The 15,564-nt window shown below is 72.8% G+C and carries 14 protein-coding genes and 1 pseudogene; 12 read left to right on the top strand and 3 right to left on the bottom strand.

Annotated elements, in window-relative coordinates; genetic code table 11:
- Nucleotides 1–3: 3 nt before the first annotated feature.
- Both AC0IW9_RS21730 and AC0IW9_RS21725 read left to right on the top strand, forming a co-directional pair.
- On the top strand, nt 4–927 hold the full coding sequence (locus AC0IW9_RS21730) for an alpha/beta fold hydrolase (protein WP_471650397.1): 924 nt from the start codon (nt 4–6) through the stop codon (nt 925–927).
- 65 nt (nt 928–992) lie between these two features.
- Nucleotides 993–1,961 carry a Bug family tripartite tricarboxylate transporter substrate binding protein gene (locus tag AC0IW9_RS21725; RefSeq protein WP_471650396.1) on the top strand — a complete coding sequence of 323 codons (969 nt, stop codon included), beginning with the start codon at nt 993–995 and terminating at the stop codon, nt 1,959–1,961.
- Between the two features lie 135 nt (nt 1,962–2,096).
- Here AC0IW9_RS21725 and AC0IW9_RS21720 read toward each other — a convergent pair whose 3' ends face one another.
- Complete coding sequence (locus AC0IW9_RS21720; RefSeq protein WP_471650395.1) at nt 2,097–3,194, bottom strand: acetoin utilization protein AcuC; 1,098 nt, start codon at nt 3,192–3,194, stop codon at nt 2,097–2,099.
- Nucleotides 3,191–3,940: a triose-phosphate isomerase gene (gene tpiA / locus AC0IW9_RS21715; protein WP_471650453.1), complete on the bottom strand. Its 750-nt coding sequence runs from the start codon at nt 3,938–3,940 to the stop codon at nt 3,191–3,193. Before tpiA ends, AC0IW9_RS21720 begins: the two co-directional genes overlap by 4 nt.
- 115 nt (nt 3,941–4,055) lie before the next feature.
- Here tpiA and AC0IW9_RS21710 point away from each other — a divergent pair, with 115 nt between their 5' ends.
- The 10 genes from AC0IW9_RS21710 to lexA all read left to right on the top strand — a co-directional run bounded on the left by AC0IW9_RS21710 (nt 4,056) and on the right by lexA (nt 14,905).
- Nucleotides 4,056–5,948, top strand: coding sequence for a SurA N-terminal domain-containing protein (locus tag AC0IW9_RS21710; RefSeq protein ID WP_471650394.1), 1,893 nt, complete (start codon nt 4,056–4,058; stop codon nt 5,946–5,948).
- A 23-nt stretch (nt 5,949–5,971) separates the two neighbouring features.
- Nucleotides 5,972–7,474, top strand: a complete 1,503-nt coding sequence (gene trpE, locus AC0IW9_RS21705; protein ID WP_471650393.1) for an anthranilate synthase component I — start codon at nt 5,972–5,974, stop codon at nt 7,472–7,474.
- A 51-nt stretch (nt 7,475–7,525) separates the two neighbouring features.
- Nucleotides 7,526–8,500, top strand: a complete 975-nt coding sequence (locus tag AC0IW9_RS21700) for a DUF6925 family protein (protein ID WP_471650392.1) — start codon at nt 7,526–7,528, stop codon at nt 8,498–8,500.
- 48 nt (nt 8,501–8,548) lie between these two features.
- On the top strand, nt 8,549–9,412 hold the full coding sequence (locus tag AC0IW9_RS21695) for an amidohydrolase family protein (RefSeq protein WP_471650391.1): 864 nt from the start codon (nt 8,549–8,551) through the stop codon (nt 9,410–9,412).
- Between the two features lie 365 nt (nt 9,413–9,777).
- Nucleotides 9,778–10,365 carry an anthranilate synthase component II gene (locus AC0IW9_RS21690; RefSeq protein WP_471650390.1) on the top strand — a complete coding sequence of 196 codons (588 nt, stop codon included), beginning with the start codon at nt 9,778–9,780 and terminating at the stop codon, nt 10,363–10,365.
- Nucleotides 10,366–10,378: 13 nt separating this feature from the next.
- Nucleotides 10,379–11,389 (top strand): anthranilate phosphoribosyltransferase, encoded by a 1,011-nt coding sequence (gene trpD / locus AC0IW9_RS21685; protein ID WP_471650389.1) that lies wholly within the window; start codon nt 10,379–10,381, stop codon nt 11,387–11,389.
- A gap of 55 nt (nt 11,390–11,444) precedes the next feature.
- A complete protein-coding gene (trpC, locus tag AC0IW9_RS21680) occupies nt 11,445–12,275 on the top strand; it encodes an indole-3-glycerol phosphate synthase TrpC (protein WP_471650388.1) in 831 nt (276 codons plus the stop codon).
- Between the two features lie 40 nt (nt 12,276–12,315).
- Nucleotides 12,316–12,792, top strand: coding sequence for a cyclic pyranopterin monophosphate synthase MoaC (moaC, locus tag AC0IW9_RS21675; RefSeq protein WP_471650387.1), 477 nt, complete (start codon nt 12,316–12,318; stop codon nt 12,790–12,792).
- A complete protein-coding gene (locus AC0IW9_RS21670; protein WP_471650386.1) occupies nt 12,792–14,012 on the top strand; it encodes a molybdopterin molybdotransferase MoeA in 1,221 nt (406 codons plus the stop codon). The genes moaC and AC0IW9_RS21670 overlap by 1 nt, the downstream gene beginning before the upstream one ends.
- A 158-nt stretch (nt 14,013–14,170) precedes the next feature.
- Nucleotides 14,171–14,905, top strand: a complete 735-nt coding sequence (gene lexA / locus AC0IW9_RS21665) for a transcriptional repressor LexA (RefSeq protein ID WP_471650385.1) — start codon at nt 14,171–14,173, stop codon at nt 14,903–14,905.
- A 6-nt stretch (nt 14,906–14,911) separates the two neighbouring features.
- Here the strand turns inward: lexA and AC0IW9_RS21660 are convergent.
- Nucleotides 14,912–15,564, bottom strand: a pseudogene (locus AC0IW9_RS21660) (ComEC/Rec2 family competence protein); the annotation flags it as partial.

The raw sequence follows: 15,564 nt of genomic DNA, 5'->3' as shown, positions 1-15,564 counted from the left end.
AGCATGGCACCGCCCGCCACGCCCGGCCATACTCGGCGGATGATCCACACCGTCCAGACCCCCGTCCTCGACATCGCCTATGCCGAGCACGGCCCGCCCGATGGCCCCCCCGTCGTGCTGCTGCACGGCTTCCCCTATGCGCCGCAGGGCTACGACGCGGTGGTGCCACCGCTGGTCGCGGCGGGCCGGCGCTGCATCATCCCCTGGCTGCGCGGCTATGGCCCGACCCGCTACCGCGACGCTGGCACCCTCCGCTCCGGCCAGCAGGCCGCGCTCGGCAAGGACCTGCTGGACCTGCTGGATGCGCTGGCCATCCCCCGCGCCGTGGTCGCCGGCTACGACTGGGGCGGCCGCGCCGCCTGCATCCTCGCCGCCCTCTGGCCGGAGCGCGCCGCCGGGCTGGTCACCTGCACCGGCTACAACATCCAGGACATCGCCGGCTCCGCCCGCCCCGGCCCGCCGGAGCAGGAGCACCGCTGGTGGTACCAGTACTACTTCCACACCGAGCGCGGCCGCGCCGGGCTGGAAGCCGATCGCCAGGGCATCGCCCGGCTGCTCTGGCGCCTCTGGTCACCCCACTGGGACTTCGACGAGGCCACCTTCCAGGCCAGCGCCGCCGCCTTCGACAACCCGGACTACGTGGCGACCGTCATCCAGTCCTACCGCCACCGCTTCGGCTATGCCGCGGGCGACCCCGCGCTCGAACCCATCGAGGCGGCCCTGGCCGCCAGGCCCGCCATCCCGGTCCCGACCATCTGCCTGCACGGCGGCGGCGACGGCATCGGCCCGGTGGAGTCCTCCGCCGGCCATGCCCGCCACTTCACCGGCCCCTACGAGCGCCGGGTGATCCCCCGCGTCGGCCACAACGTCCCGCAGGAGGCCCCGGCCGAATTCGCCCGGGCGATCATCGACCTGCCGCCGCTTTGAGCTTTCGTTGCGGCATGCCAGGCTAGGCCCGCGGGAAACGCCGGTCCCATCAACAGGGACACCGCATGATCAGGACAACCCGCCGCGCCCTCCTCGGCGCGGCCGCCGCCACCGCCCTGGCGCGCCCGGCGCTCGCCTTCCCCGACCGCACGCTCCGCATCATCTCCGGCTATGCCCCCGGCGGGCTGAACGACATCGTCAGCCGCGCCATGGCCCAGGCGCTGATCCCGGTGCTCGGCCAGACCGTGGTGGTCGAGAACCGCGCCGGGGCCGGCGGCAGCGTCGGCGCCACCGCTGCGGCACGGTCCATGCCCGATGGCCATACCCTCTGGATGGGCATCGTCGATACCCAGGCGATCAACCCCTTCGCCTACAAGCAGCTCCAGTACAATCCGGCGACCGACTTCGCCCCCATCAGCCTGGTGGCGAAATTCCCCTTCGCCCTGGTCGTCGGCCCCTCCCAGCCGAAGCTCACCAGCTTCGAGGCGCTGGTCGCCGCCGCCAAGGCGGATCCCGGCAAGCTGACCTATGCCACCTGGGGCATCGCCAGCACGCCGCACCTGGCGATGGAGCGCATCCTCCGCGCCAAGGGGATCGAGATGCTGCACGTCCCCTTCACCAGCCAGGCGCCGGGGATGCAGGCCATCATGGCGAGCCAGGTGGATTGTATGCCGCTCCCGGCCGGCGGCGCCGAGAGCATGATGCGCGACGGCCGCACCCGCGCCCTCGCCGTCCTCGCCCCGCGCCCGCTTCCGCTCATCCCCGGCGCGCCGCTGATGACGGAGTTCGGCGTCGACCTCACCTCCGGGCTGTGGAAGGCGATCTATGCCCCGGCGAAGACGCCGCCCGCGGTGGTCGAACGGCTGAACCAGGCGGTGCACGAAGCCATGCAGGCCCCGGCCTTCATCGAGGTCGTCCGCCAGCAGGGCGCCGTGCCGGAGCCGACCACGCCGGAGGAACTGGCGGCCTTCGAGAGCAGCGAGCGGCAGGTCTGGGGGGATGTGGTGCGGGCGACGGGGGCGAGGCTGGATTGAAGGCAAGGTTGGGGAGGAAAGCATTTCCTCCCCAAACCCCTCCATTGTTTTTTGTGAGTTGGGACCCGCCGCGCGGCCGGTGCGAACTTATAAAAATAGATGAGGGGTCCGGGGAGAATACCTTCTCCCCGGTTCTTACTTCACGACAGCCGCCACCACCCGCTGCACCGCCGCCCTTACCACTCCCGGCCTTGGCGCATCCCGCAACGTGGTGAACCAATGCTCCGGCGGCGCCCGCCCCGCAGCACGGTCCAAGCTCAGCCCCCGCAGCACCGCCTCCGCCGCCGGTGTCGCCCGCTCAGGCACCTCGATGCCGTTGAGCGCCGCCCAGACCCCGGCCCAGCAGCGCCCGACCGACCAGGGATTGTACCCGCCGCCACCCAGCACGACGAAGCGCGGCGCCAGCCCCATCAATGCCCTGACCACCCCCCAATGCGCATTGTTCGACAGCGCGAGGCGGGAGAGCGGATCCTCCTCCAGCGCATCGGCGCCGCATTGCAGCATGATCGCCTGCGGCCGCAGCGCCCGGGCAATCGGCAGGATCGCCTGGTGCAGCACCCAGAGCATCTCGCTGTCGTTGAAGCCGGCCGGCACCGGCAGGTTGCGCGCCTGCCCCCCGGCGCGGTCCGCCACCCCGCCGGTGAAGGGCCAGCGCGCCTCCTCATGGACGGAGAGGGTGAAGACCCGCGGGTCGTCGTGGAAGGCATCCTGCACGCCGTCGCCGTGATGCGCGTCGATGTCGACGTAGAGGATGTTGTCCAGCCCCTGGTCCAGCCAGCCCAGCAGGCCAAGCACCGGGTCGTTCAGGTAGCAGAAGCCGCTGGCCCGGTCGGGCCGGCCGTGATGCGTGCCGCCGCCGGGGCAGAAGACCACCCCGCCCTCCGCCGTGAGCCGCGCCGCCAGCATGCAGCCGCCGGCGCTGGTCGCGGGGCGGGAGAAGACCTCCCGGTACACCGGGTTGCCATGCGCGCCGATGTGGAAGCGCGCCCGGTCCTCGGGGTCCGCCTGCTGCGCCGCCTCCGCCCGCAGCAAGGCGGCGACGTATTCCGGCGAGTGGAACCGGGTTAGCGCCTCGGGTGTCGCCCGCGGCGCCTCGATCCAGCCGCCCGCCGGCATCCAGCCCATGGCCCCGATCAGGTCGAGCGCGGTCGAGACCCGGGGAATCGCCAGCGGATGCTTCGGCCCATAGGTGGACCGCCGGTAGATCTCGGAACCGATGAGCCGCGGCGTCACGCGGAAGCGGCAGCCCCCGCGGCGATGGCCAGGAAATCCGCCGCGACCAGGCTGGCGCCGCCGACCAGCGCGCCATCCACATCCGGCAGCGCCAGGATCGCCTTGGCATTCCCCGGCTTCACCGACCCGCCATAGAGGATCCGCAGCCCCCCGCCGGCCACGCCGAAACGTGCCACCAGATTGGCCCGGATCGCCTTGTGGATGGCGGCGATCTCCGCCTCGGTCGGCGTCCGCCCGGTGCCGATCGCCCAGACCGGCTCATAGGCGACCACGCCCGCCGCGGCCGCGAAGCCATCCGGCAGGCTGCCGTCGAGCTGCCCGGTCACCACCGGCTCGGCCTCGCCGGCCAGCCGCTGCGCCTCGCTCTCGCCGACGCAGACCACCGGCACCAGCCCGGCCGCCAGCGCCGCCTCCGCCTTGGCCCGCACCGCGGCATCATCCTCGCCATGGTTCGCCCGGCGCTCGGAATGACCGAGGATCACGTGGCTCGCCCCCACGTCGCGCAGCATCGCCGCCGCCACGTCGCCGGTATGGGCGCCCTTGGCCGCCGCATGGCAATCCTGCCCGCCGGTCGCCACGACGGACCCATCCAGCGCCTCCACCACCGGCTGGAGATGGGGGAAGGGCGGGCAGACCAGCAGCTCTGCCGTGACCGGCGCGGCGCCGTCGCGCACCGCCCGGGCCAGCGCCAGGGCCTCGCCCAGGCTTCCATGCATCTTCCAATTGCCGGCGATCAGCGGGCGCACTCCGGGGGTCATGGCATCATCCTTCCTGGCTGCCGATCCGGTATCCGGCCCCGCCTCGTTTGGCAACGGGGCGCGGCTCCGCTATGGACCGCGCACAAACGCCGCACGGATCACGATGCTCACCGCATTCCGCCGCCTCGCCTCCACCTGGGTCGCCAAGCTGCTCTTCATCGTGCTGATCGCCTCCTTCGCCTTCTGGGGCATCGGCGATACCGTGCGCAACTTCGGCCGGGACAATGCCGTCGCCCGCGTCAGCGGCGACCCGATCGAGCTGGAGGAGGCCCAGGCGGCCATCCGGCGCGAGATGCAGCGCCTCGCCCGACAGGTCGGCGCCGCCTTCGAGAACGACCCGCGCATCCGCCGCGCCGTGGCCGACCAGGCCATGGAACAGCTCGTGCTCGACCGGGTGCTGCGCGCGGAGGCGACCCGCCTCGGCATCGCCGTGCCGGATGCCTCGGTGCGCGACTTCATCTTCGGGATCCAGGGCTTCCGCGGCATGGACGGGCAGTTCTCCCGACCCGTCTTCGAGAATTTCCTCCGCACCAACGACCTGACCGAGGCCAGCTTCCTCGCCCTGGTCCGCGCCGACCTCGCCCGCCAGCAGTTGGCGCTGGCCGTCCGCTCCGGCGCCGCGGCGCCCGAGGCCCTGGCTCGGCCGCTGCTGCAGTGGCAGCAGGAACAGCGCAGCGCCACCCTCGTCGGCCTGCCCCTGGCCGCCGCAGCCGAGCCGCCCGGCCCGGAGGAGGCCCAGCTCCGCCGCTACCACGAGAACAACCCGGAACGCTTCTCCACCCCCGAATACCGGGACGCCAATATCGCCGTGCTGACCGCCGCGCTGATCGCCCAGGAGGTCGAGGTCTCCGACGCCGAGGTGACCGCCGCCTACGAGGCCCGGCACGCCCAATTCGAGACGCCGGAGAAGCGCAGCCTCGCCCAGGTTCTGGTGCAGGACGAGGCCAAGGCGCAGGCGATCTCCGCCGCCTGGACCGCCGGCGCCGATTTCGCCGCCATCACCGCCCAGGCCGAGGCCGCCGGCGGCCAGGCGCTCGAGCTCGGCAGCCTCGACCGCGGCGGCCTGCCGGTCCCGGAACTCGCCGAGGCCGCCTTCGCCGCGCCGGCCGGCAGCGTGACGCCCCCGGTCCGCAGCCCCTTCGGCTGGCATGTCCTCAAGGTCGAGACGATCGAGCCCGGCGCCACCCGCCCGCTCGAGGAGGTCCGCGACCAGCTCCGCAACGACATCCGCCAGGAGAAGGCCGCCGACCTCGCCTTCGAGCGGGCCAACAAGGTGGAGGATGCGCTCGCCGGCGGCGCCACCCTGGCCGAGGTCGCCCAGCGCTTCAACCTCGGCTATGCCAGCTTCAAGTCCGATGCCGCCGGGCTCGGCCCGGATGGCAAGCCGGTCACCCTGCCGGTGATCGAGGCCGCCCGCGCCCCGCTGCTGCAGGCGGTCTTCCGCACCGAGCGCGGCGCCGCCCCCCGGCTGGCCGAGACCGAGGCCGGCTTCCTCGCAGTCGAGCTCAAGGAGATCAGCCCGCCGGCGTTGCGTCCCTATGAGAGCGTCGCGGCCGAGGTCCTTGCCGCCTTCCAGGCCGAGGCCAAGCGCCGGGCGCAGGAGGAGAAGGCCGCCGGCCTGCTCGCCGCGGTCAAGGGCGGCAAGCCGCTGGCCGAGGCGGCGCGCGAGGCCGGGCTCGGCTTCCGCGAGATCGGCGCCATCACCCGCGACCAGCAGCAGAACCCGACCGTCCCGCCCGAGCTGCTGGCGCCCCTGTTCGAGTTGAAGCCGAACGAGCCCACCATGGCGCAGACCCGCGACGGCTATGCGGTCGCGCAATTGCTGGAGGTCACCCCCGGCAACCCGGATGCCGACCCGGCCGCCCTCGCCCGCATCAGCGGCGAAGCCAGCCAGGCCATGGCCCAGGATCTCGAGATCCAGTTCATGTCCGCCTTGCGCGCCCGGGCCGATGTCCGGATCAATGCCCGCCTGGTCGACAGCCTCGCCCAGCCCTGACCCCCGGAATAGGAACCCCTCCGATGCCGCTTCCCGACTTCGCCGCCTTCAGCGCTGGTCTTGCCGCCGGGCAGGGCCAGGTGCTGTGGCGGGAGCGGGTGGCGGACCTGGATACGCCGGTCGGCGTCTTCCTCAAGCTGGCCGCCGGCAAGCCCAACAGCTTCCTGCTGGAAAGCGTCGAAGGCGGCGCCGCCCGCGGCCGCTACTCCGCCGTGGGCATGGAGCCCGACCTGATCTGGCGCTGCCGCGACGGCCGCGCCGAGCTCAACCGCCACGCCCAGGCCGCGCCGCATGCCTTCGAGCCGGCCGATGGCGATGCCCTCGACAGCCTCCGCGCCGCCCTGGCCGCGACGCGGATGACCCTGCCGGCCGGGCTGCCGCCGATCGCCGTGGGCCTCTTCGGCTACCTCGGCTACGACATGGTCCGGCTGATGGAGAAGCTGCCGGCGCTGAAGCCGGATGTGCTCGGCATGCCGGATGCGGTGCTGATGCGCCCGACGCTGATCGCCGTCTTCGACCATGTGCGGGATGCGCTCAGCCTCTTCACCACCGTCTGGCCCGCCCCCGGTCTAGACCCTCAGGCCGCCTGGGACGGCGCCCAGGCCCGGCTGGACGAGGCCGAGGCGGCGCTCGACCGCCCGCTGCCCCGCCCGGCCGCCCCGGTCAGCCTGCCGAAGCCGCCGGAGCCCTCCAGCAACTTCACGCGGGAGGGCTTCATCGCCGCGGTGGAGACGGCCAAGGAATACATCCGCGCCGGCGACTGCTTCCAGATCGTCCCCAGCCAGCGCTTCTCCGCCCCCTTCGCCCTGCCGCCTTTCGCCCTGTATCGCGCGCTGCGCCGCATCAACCCGGCGCCCTTCCTCTTCTTCTTCGATTTTTCCGGGTTTGCCGCGGTCGGCGCCTCGCCGGAAATCCTCGTGCGCCTGCGCGACGGCGAGGTCACCATCCGCCCGCTCGCCGGCACCCGCCGCCGCGGCGCGACGCCCGAGGAGGACAAGGCGCTGGAGGCTGAGCTGCTGGCCGATCCGAAGGAGCGCGCCGAGCACCTCATGCTGCTCGACCTCGGCCGCAACGACGTCGGCCGCGTCTCGGCCATCGGCAGCGTCCAGGTCACCAGCCAGTTCCAGGTCGAGCGCTATTCCCAGGTGATGCATATCGGCTCCGAGGTCCGCGGCCGCCTCCGCCCCGGCCTTTCGGCGCTGGAGGCCCTGGCCGGCGGCTTTCCCGCCGGGACCCTGACCGGCGCCCCCAAGGTCCGCGCCATGGCCATCATCGAGGAGCTGGAGCCTTCCCGCCGCGGCCCCTATGCCGGCGGCTTCGGCTATTTCGGCGCCGATGGCGGCATGGATACCTGCATCGGCCTGCGCACCGCCCTGGTGAAGGATGGCGTCATGTACGTCCAGGCCGGCGCCGGCGTGGTGGCCGACAGCGACCCGGTGGCGGAATACGAGGAGACCCACCAGAAGGCCCGCGCCCTGTTCCGCGCGGCGGAGGAAGCGGTCCGCTTCGCCGCCGGGCGGCGCTGAACGCTCCGCCTGCGGATTGACGGCCGCGCCCGTCCACCGCAGGCTCGGCGCATGAGCCCCATCGCCGCCCTCCGCGCTGCCCTTGCCGACCCCGAGACCGGCTGGGGAGTCGGCGTCCTGGGCGCGCTCGGCGAGTTCTGCCGCGACGCGGATGAGGCGATGGAAGCCGCGGATGCCGACGACGGCTTCCGTCGCGTCACCGCCCGCGGCGGCATCGCCATCCGCTTCGACCACCCGGCGCTCCGCCTCATCGCCTGGGAGGAACCCTCCCCCGCCGCCGGCCTCTGGCGCCAGGGCGCCGGGCTCTGCCTGCCGGAAGCCGCCGCGGCGATCGGCGGCGCCGAGACCGTCACCGAGCTCGGCCCCGATGCCGCGGCGCTGCGCCCTGCCGACCGCGCGGCCATCCTCTTCGACATGGGCGTCGGCTTCGCCCATTGCCGCGCCTGCGTCCGCACCGCCGATCCCACCCTGCTCGCCGCCCTGCGCCGGGGCCAGGGCCAGCCGCTGTTCAGCGCGGGCAACCCGGCCGGCCCGGCGATCCTCGCCGCCTCGCCGCACCGGGTCTTCCTCTCCCGCCTCGCCCGGATCGAGGTCTATCAGCCGATTCCGCCGCCGGACGGCAAATCGCCCATCGGCCCGCATACCCATCTGCTGCCCGGCCTGCTGCGCGCCCGCCGCTCCCATGGGGCGACCCGGCCGCTGCCGGAAGGCTGGGTCTCCTGCCTGGACCTCTTTCCCGCCCATCCGCTGCGGGATGCGCTGGAGGCGCCGCGTCCCTTCGATCCCGCCCGCCACGCCGCCTTCCAGTCCCTGCTCACCGCCTTCGGCCTGCCCGAGCTGCAGGCCGAGAAGGCCCGGCTGGCCGAGGCCGTCCGCGCCGGCCTGCCGCCCGCCGAGTTCACCCCCGCCGCCGATCGCCACGGCCGCGCCGCCGCCCGCATCACCCTGCGCCAGCTCGGCTGGACCGAGCCCTCGCTGCCTGCCCTGCCCGCCTGGCAGGCGGCGCTGGAGCCGGCCGCCGGTTGACTCCGCCGCCGTGGCATTGCCCGATGCCGCGAAACGGAGGACCGATCCATGACCCGCCCCTGCCCCGGCGCCCGCGCCGTGACCAGCAAGCCGCAATGGCAGCCGCCCGCCGGCAGCACCGACTGCCACATGCATATCTTCGGCCCCTATGACCGCTACCCGCTCTCGCCCGGCCGCGGCTATACGCCGCCCGAGGCCTCCATCGCCGCCTACCGGGCAATGTGCGCCGCCATCGGCGTGAGCCGCACCGTCATCGTCCAGCCCAGCGTCTACGGCACCGACAATGCAGTGACGCTCGATGCCGTCGCCGCCCTCGGCCGCGACCGCGCCCGCGCCGTGGTGGTGGTGGACGACAGCTTCGACCTCGCCGCGCTCGAAGCGATGGGCGCGCAGGGCGCCTGCGGCGTCCGCTTCAACGCGGTCAGCGGCAACGGCACCCCGCTCGAGCAGCTCGAGGCGCTCGGCGAGCGCCTTGCCAGCCTCGGCTGGCACCTGCAGCTCTATGCCCATTCGGCCGAGATGGTGGCGCTGGAATCCATCCTCGCCCGGCTGCCCTGCCCGGTGGTCATCGATCACATGGGCGGTGTGAAGACCGCCGAGGGAGGCGTTGATAATGCGGGATTCAAGGCGCTGCTCCGCCTGCTGGAGGGCGGTGCCTGGGCCAAGCTCTGCGGCTACCGCTCCTCCACCGGCCACCCCTATGCCGATGTCGCCGGCATGGCCCGCGCCATGATCGCCGCCGCGCCCGATCGCTGCGTCTGGGGCACCGACTGGCCGCATCCCTCCCTGATGACGCCGGAGGAAGTGCCGGACGACGGCCATCTGATGGACCTGCTCGCCGAATGGGCCCCGGCCGAGGCCCAGCGCCAGGCCATCCTGGTCGACAATCCGGCGCGCCTCTACGGCTTCTAGGGGACTTGTCTTGCGGGGATGGTCATGCCTAGTCTCCATCCATGGTCAGGAACACCATCCCCGCCGCTCGATTTTGGTATAGCTGGTACATACCGGCGGCCTAGGATCAGCGTACCCATCGCAGACCCCCGAAGCCGCCACCCGCTGGCGGCTTTCGTGTTCCTGGACCTCTCCCACGACCCCTGCCAGCCCGGTGACGGCCCCCAAGCCCAGGAGGCCCTCATGCAACGCAGCGATTTCGACTTCGACGTGATCAGCGGACCCTCAGCCCCGCCGCCCCGGCCTGTCGCCGCCGCGCCCGCCGCCCCCCCACCGGCGCCGGGCTCGCTTGACCCGGCAATGGTCCAGGATGAGAGTCGCAAACCATGATCCTGCTGATCGACAACTACGACAGCTTTACCTTCAATCTCTATCACTTCCTGGGCGACCTTGGAGTGGAGATCGAGGTCCGGCGCAACGACGAGCTGACCAGCCAGGAGGCCCTGGCGATGCAGCCGGAGGCGATCCTGCTCTCGCCCGGCCCCTGCACCCCGAACGAGGCCGGCATCTGCCTGCCGCTGATCGGCGCCGCCGCCTCGGCCGGCGTCCCGCTGCTCGGCGTCTGCCTCGGCCACCAAGCCATCGGCCAAGCCTTCGGCGGCACCGTCGTCCGCGCGCCCGTCCCGGTGCATGGCAAGGTCTGGGACGTCCATCACCGCGACAGCGATGTCTTCGCCGGCCTGCCGAACCCCTTCCGCGCCACCCGCTACCATTCGCTGGTGGTGCGGCGGGAGGATCTGCCGCCCGAGCTGGAAGCCACCGCCTGGACCGAGGACGGGCTGATCATGGGCCTCGCCCACCGCGACCTGCCGATCTGGGGCGTGCAGTTCCACCCGGAAAGCATCGCCAGCCAGCATGGCCATGATCTGCTGCGGAACTTCCTGACCCTGGCGAAGGCCAAGGTGCCAGCGTGAAGAAGATCCGGGCGTGAACACGCTGAAGCCGGTCCTCGCCCGCCTCGCCACCGGCGAGACCCTGGGGGAGAGCGAGGCCGAAGCCGCCTTCGGCATCATCATGGCCGGCGAGGCGACGCCGGCCCAGATTGCCGGCCTTCTCATGGCCATGCGGGTGCGCGGTGAGACGGTGCCCGAGCTGACCGGCGCCGTCCGCGCCATGCGGTCCCGCATGCAGGCGATCGAGGCGCCGCCCGGCGCCATCGACATCGTCGGCACCGGCGGCGATTCCTCCGGCAGCCTGAACATCTCCACCACCACCGCCCTGGTCGTCGCCGGCTGCGGCGTGCCGGTCGCCAAGCACGGCAACCGCGCGCTCTCCTCGAAATCCGGCGCCGCCGATGCGCTGGCCGCCCTCGGCATCAACCTCGACGTGCCGCTGGACCGGCTGGAGGCGGTGCTGGCCCAGGCCGGCATGGTCTTCCTCATGGCGCCCCGCCACCATGCCGCGCTGCGCCATGCCGCCGGCCCGCGGGTCGAGCTCGGCACCCGCACCATCTTCAACCTGCTCGGCCCCCTGGCCAATCCGGCCCGGGTCAGGCGCCAGCTCACCGGCGCCTATGCCGCCGCCTGGCTCCGTCCCATGGCGGAGACGCTGCTGCGCCTCGGCACCGAGGCCGCCTGGGTGGTGCATGGCCAGGGGCTCGACGAGATCGCCCTCTCGGGCGAGACCCAGGTCGTGGCGCTGGAGGCCGGCAGCCTCCGCGAATTCACCATCGCGCCCGAGGATGCCGGGCTGGAACGCGCCCCGCCCGAGGCCATCCGCGGCGGCGAGCCGGCGGAGAACGCCCAGGCCCTCACGGCGTTACTCGCCGGTGCCCCCGGCCCCTACCGCGACATCGTCCTGCTCAATGCCGCCGCCGCCCTTGTCGTCGCCGGGCGCACGCGGGACCTGCGGGAGGGTGCGGCGCAAGCCGCGCGCGCCATCGACAGCGGGGCCGCTTCTGCCGTACTGGGCCGCCTGAAGGACGCAACAGCCGCATGATCGCCCCCCTTTCGATGGCACCCCTTTCGATGGCCCCTCTTTCGATGGCAAAGCCATGAACGCCCCCACCCTCATCATCCCCGAGCATGCCGTGCCGGATACCCTCGCCCGGATCCTGGCCGACAAGTACGAGGAAGTCCGCGCCCGCGCCGCCGCCACCCCGCTGGCCGAGGTCGAGCGCCAGGCCCATGCCGCCGCCAAGCCCCGCGACTTCGTCACCGCGCTCTGCGAGGTCGTGGCCGATGGCCGCGTCGGCCTCATCGCCGAGATCAAGCGCGCCTCCCCCTCGGGCGGGCTGATCCGCGACCCCTTCGAGCCGGCGACCCTGGCCCAGGACTATGCCAGGGGCGGCGCCACCTGCCTCTCGGTGCTGACCGACGCGCCCTATTTCCAGGGCAATACGGAGCATCTGAAGGCCGCCCGCGCCGCCTGCACCCTGCCGGTGCTGCGCAAGGACTTCATGGTCCATCCCTGGCAGGTCTTCGAGGCCCGGGCGATGGGCGCCGACTGCATCCTGCTGATCATGGCCGCCCTGGCCGACCGCCAGGCCGAGGAGCTGGAGGATCTCGCCCGCAGCCTCGACATGGCGGTGCTGGCCGAGGTGCACGACCGCACCGAGCTCGACCGGGCGCTCGGCCTGCAGACCCGGCTGATCGGCATCAACAACCGCAATCTCAGGACCTTGCAGACCGACATCGCCACCTCGGAGGAGCTCTGCCCGCTGGTCCCCGCCGACCGCATCCCGGTCGCCGAGAGCGGCATCCGCACCCCCGACGACGTCCGTCGCATGGCCGCCGTCGGCGCCCGCTGCATCCTGGTCGGCGAAAGCCTGATGCGGCAGCCGGACGTGGCCGCCGCCGCCGCCGAGCTGGTCAACGCGCTCTGATGGCCGCGAGCAACTTACCCCTTCCGGGGTTTGCTCTGGCATGACCGGCGAGCTCACCCATTTCGACGCCGCCGGGCAGGCCGCCATGGTGGATGTCGCCGGCAAGGCCGAGACCTCGCGCATCGCCGTGGCGCGCGGCCGCATCGCCATGGCCCCGGCGACGCTCGAGCGCATCCTGCAAGGCCGCATCGGCAAGGGCGATGTCCTCGGCATCGCCCGCATCGCCGGCATCATGGCGGCCAAGCGCACCAGCGACCTGATCCCGCTCTGCCACCCGCTGATGCTCTCGAAGGTCGCGGTCGAGCTCACCCCCGCCCCACCCGGCGCAGTCGAGATCGAGGCGACGGTCAGCCTGACCGGCCGCACCGGCGTCGAGATGGAGGCGCTGACCGCCGTCACCGTCGCGGCGCTGACCATCTACGACATGTGCAAGGCGATCGACCGCGGCATGCGGATCAAGGACGTCCGTCTCTCCCATAAATCCGGCGGCAAATCCGGGACTTACGAGGCAGCCTGATGCTATCGGTCGAGGAAGCCCGGGCCCGCATCCTCGGCGCCCTCACCGCCACCCCGGCCGAGACCGTCCCGCTGCCGGCCGGCTGGGGCCGCGTCCTCGCCCGCCCGGTCATGGCCCGCCTCACCCAGCCGCCGGCCGATGTCTCCGCCATGGATGGCTACGCGGTCCGCGCCGCCGATGCGATGCTCGGCGCCAGCCTCGCCGTCACCGGCACCGCCCCGGCCGGGCACCCCTTCGCCGGCCGGGTCGGCCCGGGCGAGGCGGTCCGCATCTTCACCGGCGGCTTCATCCCCGCCGGGGCGGACGCCATCCTGCTGCAGGAAGATGCCAGGGTGGAGGATGGTGGGACCTCCCCCGGCCGCGTCCGGGTGAACGAAGCCGTCCGTCCCGGCCGCTGGGTCCGCCGCCAGGGCCTCGACTTCGCCGCCGGGGAGGAACTGCTGCCCGCCGGCCGCCGCCTGACCGCCCGCGACATCGGCCTCGCTGCTGCGGCCAATACCCCCTGGCTGGCGGTGCATCGCGCCCCGCGGATCGGCATCCTGGCGACCGGCGACGAGATCGCCCTGCCCGGCGATCCCATTCCGGCCGGCGGCATCGTCAGCAGCAACGCCCATGCCCTGGCCGCCCTGGTCCGCGCCGGCGGCGGCGAGCCGCTGGTCCTGCCCATCGCCCCGGATGACAGCCAGGCGATCGCCGAGGCCGCCGTCGCCGCCCGCGCCTGCGACCTGCTGGTCACCACCGGTGGCGCCAGCGTCGGCGACCACGACCTGGTGCAGAGCGCCCTCGGCCCGCAAGGCTTCGCGCTCGACTTCTGGAAGATCGCCATGCGGCCCGGCAAGCCGCTGATCTGGGGACGGCTCGGCCCGACCCCGGTGCTCGGCCTGCCCGGCAATCCCGTCTCCGCCATGGTCTGCAGCGTGCTGTTCCTGCTGCCGGCGCTGGACCGCCTCTCCGGCCTGCCCGGCGATCCGCCGCGGACGCTCCGCGCCCTGGCCGGCGCCGCGCTGCCGGAGAACGACGGCCGCTTCGACCATCTCCGCGCCACCCTGCGGCCGGGCCCCGACGGCGTCCCCGTCGCCACGCCCTTCGCGGTGCAGGACAGTTCCATGATGAAGACCCTGGCGCGGGCGGAGGCGCTGATCCTCCGCGCGCCCCACGCCCCGGCGCTGCCGGAAGGTGCCGTCGTCTCGGTGATTTCCCTCCTCGATCTCGGCATCTGAGGCGAGTCCCGCGGGATCCGAGGTTTTCCTGTGGACAAGCTTGACCCGATTCTGGAACTTCCGTAGAACATCTGTACGATTCGTGGTTTGTTCGCCGAAACAGGCGTTGGCATCACGCAAGGTATAGCCGCGGCCGGGGGCCGCCGACGGAGGGATGGATGCTCACCCGCAAGCAGCATGAGCTGCTGATCTTCATCGACAAGCATTTGCGCGCGACCGGCTTCTCCCCCTCCTTCGAGGAGATGAAGGACGCCCTGAAGCTCAAGTCGAAGTCCGGCATTCACCGGCTCATCACCGCGCTCGAGGAACGCGGCTTCCTCCGCCGCCGGGCGCATCGCGCGCGGGCGCTGGAAGTCATCCGCCTGCCGGAGAACATCACCCCCCGCCGGACGATCGATCCCGCGCCCGCCACGGCCGCCACCACGCGGGAGGCGGCCTTCGCGCCCAATGTCATCCATGGCCGCTTCGCCCCCAACCTGCCGGGTCCCCCCCGCCCGGCGAACGAGGGTGCGGCGGTCCAGCTGCCGCTCTATGGCCGCATCGCCGCCGGCCTGGCGATCGAGGCCCTGCGCGACAGCGGCAGCAGCGTCGAGGTCCCGGCCGCCCTGCTCGCCAGCGGGGAACATTACGCGCTGGAAGTCGCCGGTGATTCGATGATCGAGGCCGGCATCATGGATGGCGACACCGTCATCATCCGCCGCGGCGAAACCGCGGACAACGGCGCCATCGTCGTCGCCCTGGTCGATGAGAACGAGGTGACGTTGAAGCGGCTGCGCCGGCGCGGCAATTCCATCGCGCTGGAAGCGGCCAACCCGCGCTACGAGACCCGCATCTTCGGCCCCGACCGGGTCAAGGTGCAGGGCCGGCTGGTCGGGCTGCTGCGGAAGTACTGAGGCCGGCTATTCCACCGCCGCCAGCGGGGCGGCGGAAGCCAGGCCGCGCGGCAGCGGCACCGGCGGCACCCAGGGCCGGTCGCCGCGGAATGCCCGGTCGCTGAGCACCCGCGCCCCGGCCGGGTCCAGCCAGATGGCATGCGGCCCGTTCCGCCAGACGGCGAAGCGGTCCACCACCTGGGCGGTGCAGGCCCCCCGCACCGGCTCGGCCGAGACCACCACGGCGGCGCTGGAATAGGCCTCGCGCGGCACGTCGCCCCGCAACAGCACCGCCAGCGGCGCACCCCCACCCAGGCTCACCCGGCAGGCGCCCGCGGTGCAGTGGATCGCCCCCTCTGCCGCCTCGCCCTGGCGCGGCAGGGCCTCGCTGCCCGGCGCCGCGTAGATCCGCGCCCAGTTGTCCCGTGTCATCGTCGAGGCCCCGGATAGCCGCTGGGTGAAGAGCGCGTCCCCGGCCCTGATCCCGATCAGCCGGCCATCGCCCGAGACCAGCATGTCCGGCGGCCGGTCCAGCGCCGCGCTGCCCAGCCCCAGCACCAGCAGCGGCACCCCCGCCAGCCGCCAGCCGGTCCGCCAGAGGCAGAGCCAGGCCAGCCCGAAGGCGCAGAGCCCGAGCCCCCCGGCCGGGATCGGCGGGGCCGAGAGCGCCGCCCCCGGCC

The organism is Belnapia sp. AC561, from assembly GCF_979252845.1.
Note: the sequence above shows the minus strand (reverse complement) of the source record. Positions and strands in the feature narration are given on the sequence as shown.

Coding starts and splice junctions, on each gene's coding strand:
- AC0IW9_RS21730 (WP_471650397.1), top strand. CDS start 4: ATGGCACCGCCCGCCACGCCCGGCCATACTCGGCGGATGATCCACACC.
- AC0IW9_RS21725 (WP_471650396.1), top strand. CDS start 993: ATGATCAGGACAACCCGCCGCGCCCTCCTCGGCGCGGCCGCCGCCACC.
- AC0IW9_RS21710 (WP_471650394.1), top strand. CDS start 4,056: ATGCTCACCGCATTCCGCCGCCTCGCCTCCACCTGGGTCGCCAAGCTG.
- trpE (WP_471650393.1), top strand. CDS start 5,972: ATGCCGCTTCCCGACTTCGCCGCCTTCAGCGCTGGTCTTGCCGCCGGG.
- AC0IW9_RS21700 (WP_471650392.1), top strand. CDS start 7,526: ATGAGCCCCATCGCCGCCCTCCGCGCTGCCCTTGCCGACCCCGAGACC.
- AC0IW9_RS21695 (WP_471650391.1), top strand. CDS start 8,549: ATGACCCGCCCCTGCCCCGGCGCCCGCGCCGTGACCAGCAAGCCGCAA.
- AC0IW9_RS21690 (WP_471650390.1), top strand. CDS start 9,778: ATGATCCTGCTGATCGACAACTACGACAGCTTTACCTTCAATCTCTAT.
- trpC (WP_471650388.1), top strand. CDS start 11,445: ATGAACGCCCCCACCCTCATCATCCCCGAGCATGCCGTGCCGGATACC.
- moaC (WP_471650387.1), top strand. CDS start 12,316: ATGACCGGCGAGCTCACCCATTTCGACGCCGCCGGGCAGGCCGCCATG.
- AC0IW9_RS21670 (WP_471650386.1), top strand. CDS start 12,792: ATGCTATCGGTCGAGGAAGCCCGGGCCCGCATCCTCGGCGCCCTCACC.
- lexA (WP_471650385.1), top strand. CDS start 14,171: ATGCTCACCCGCAAGCAGCATGAGCTGCTGATCTTCATCGACAAGCAT.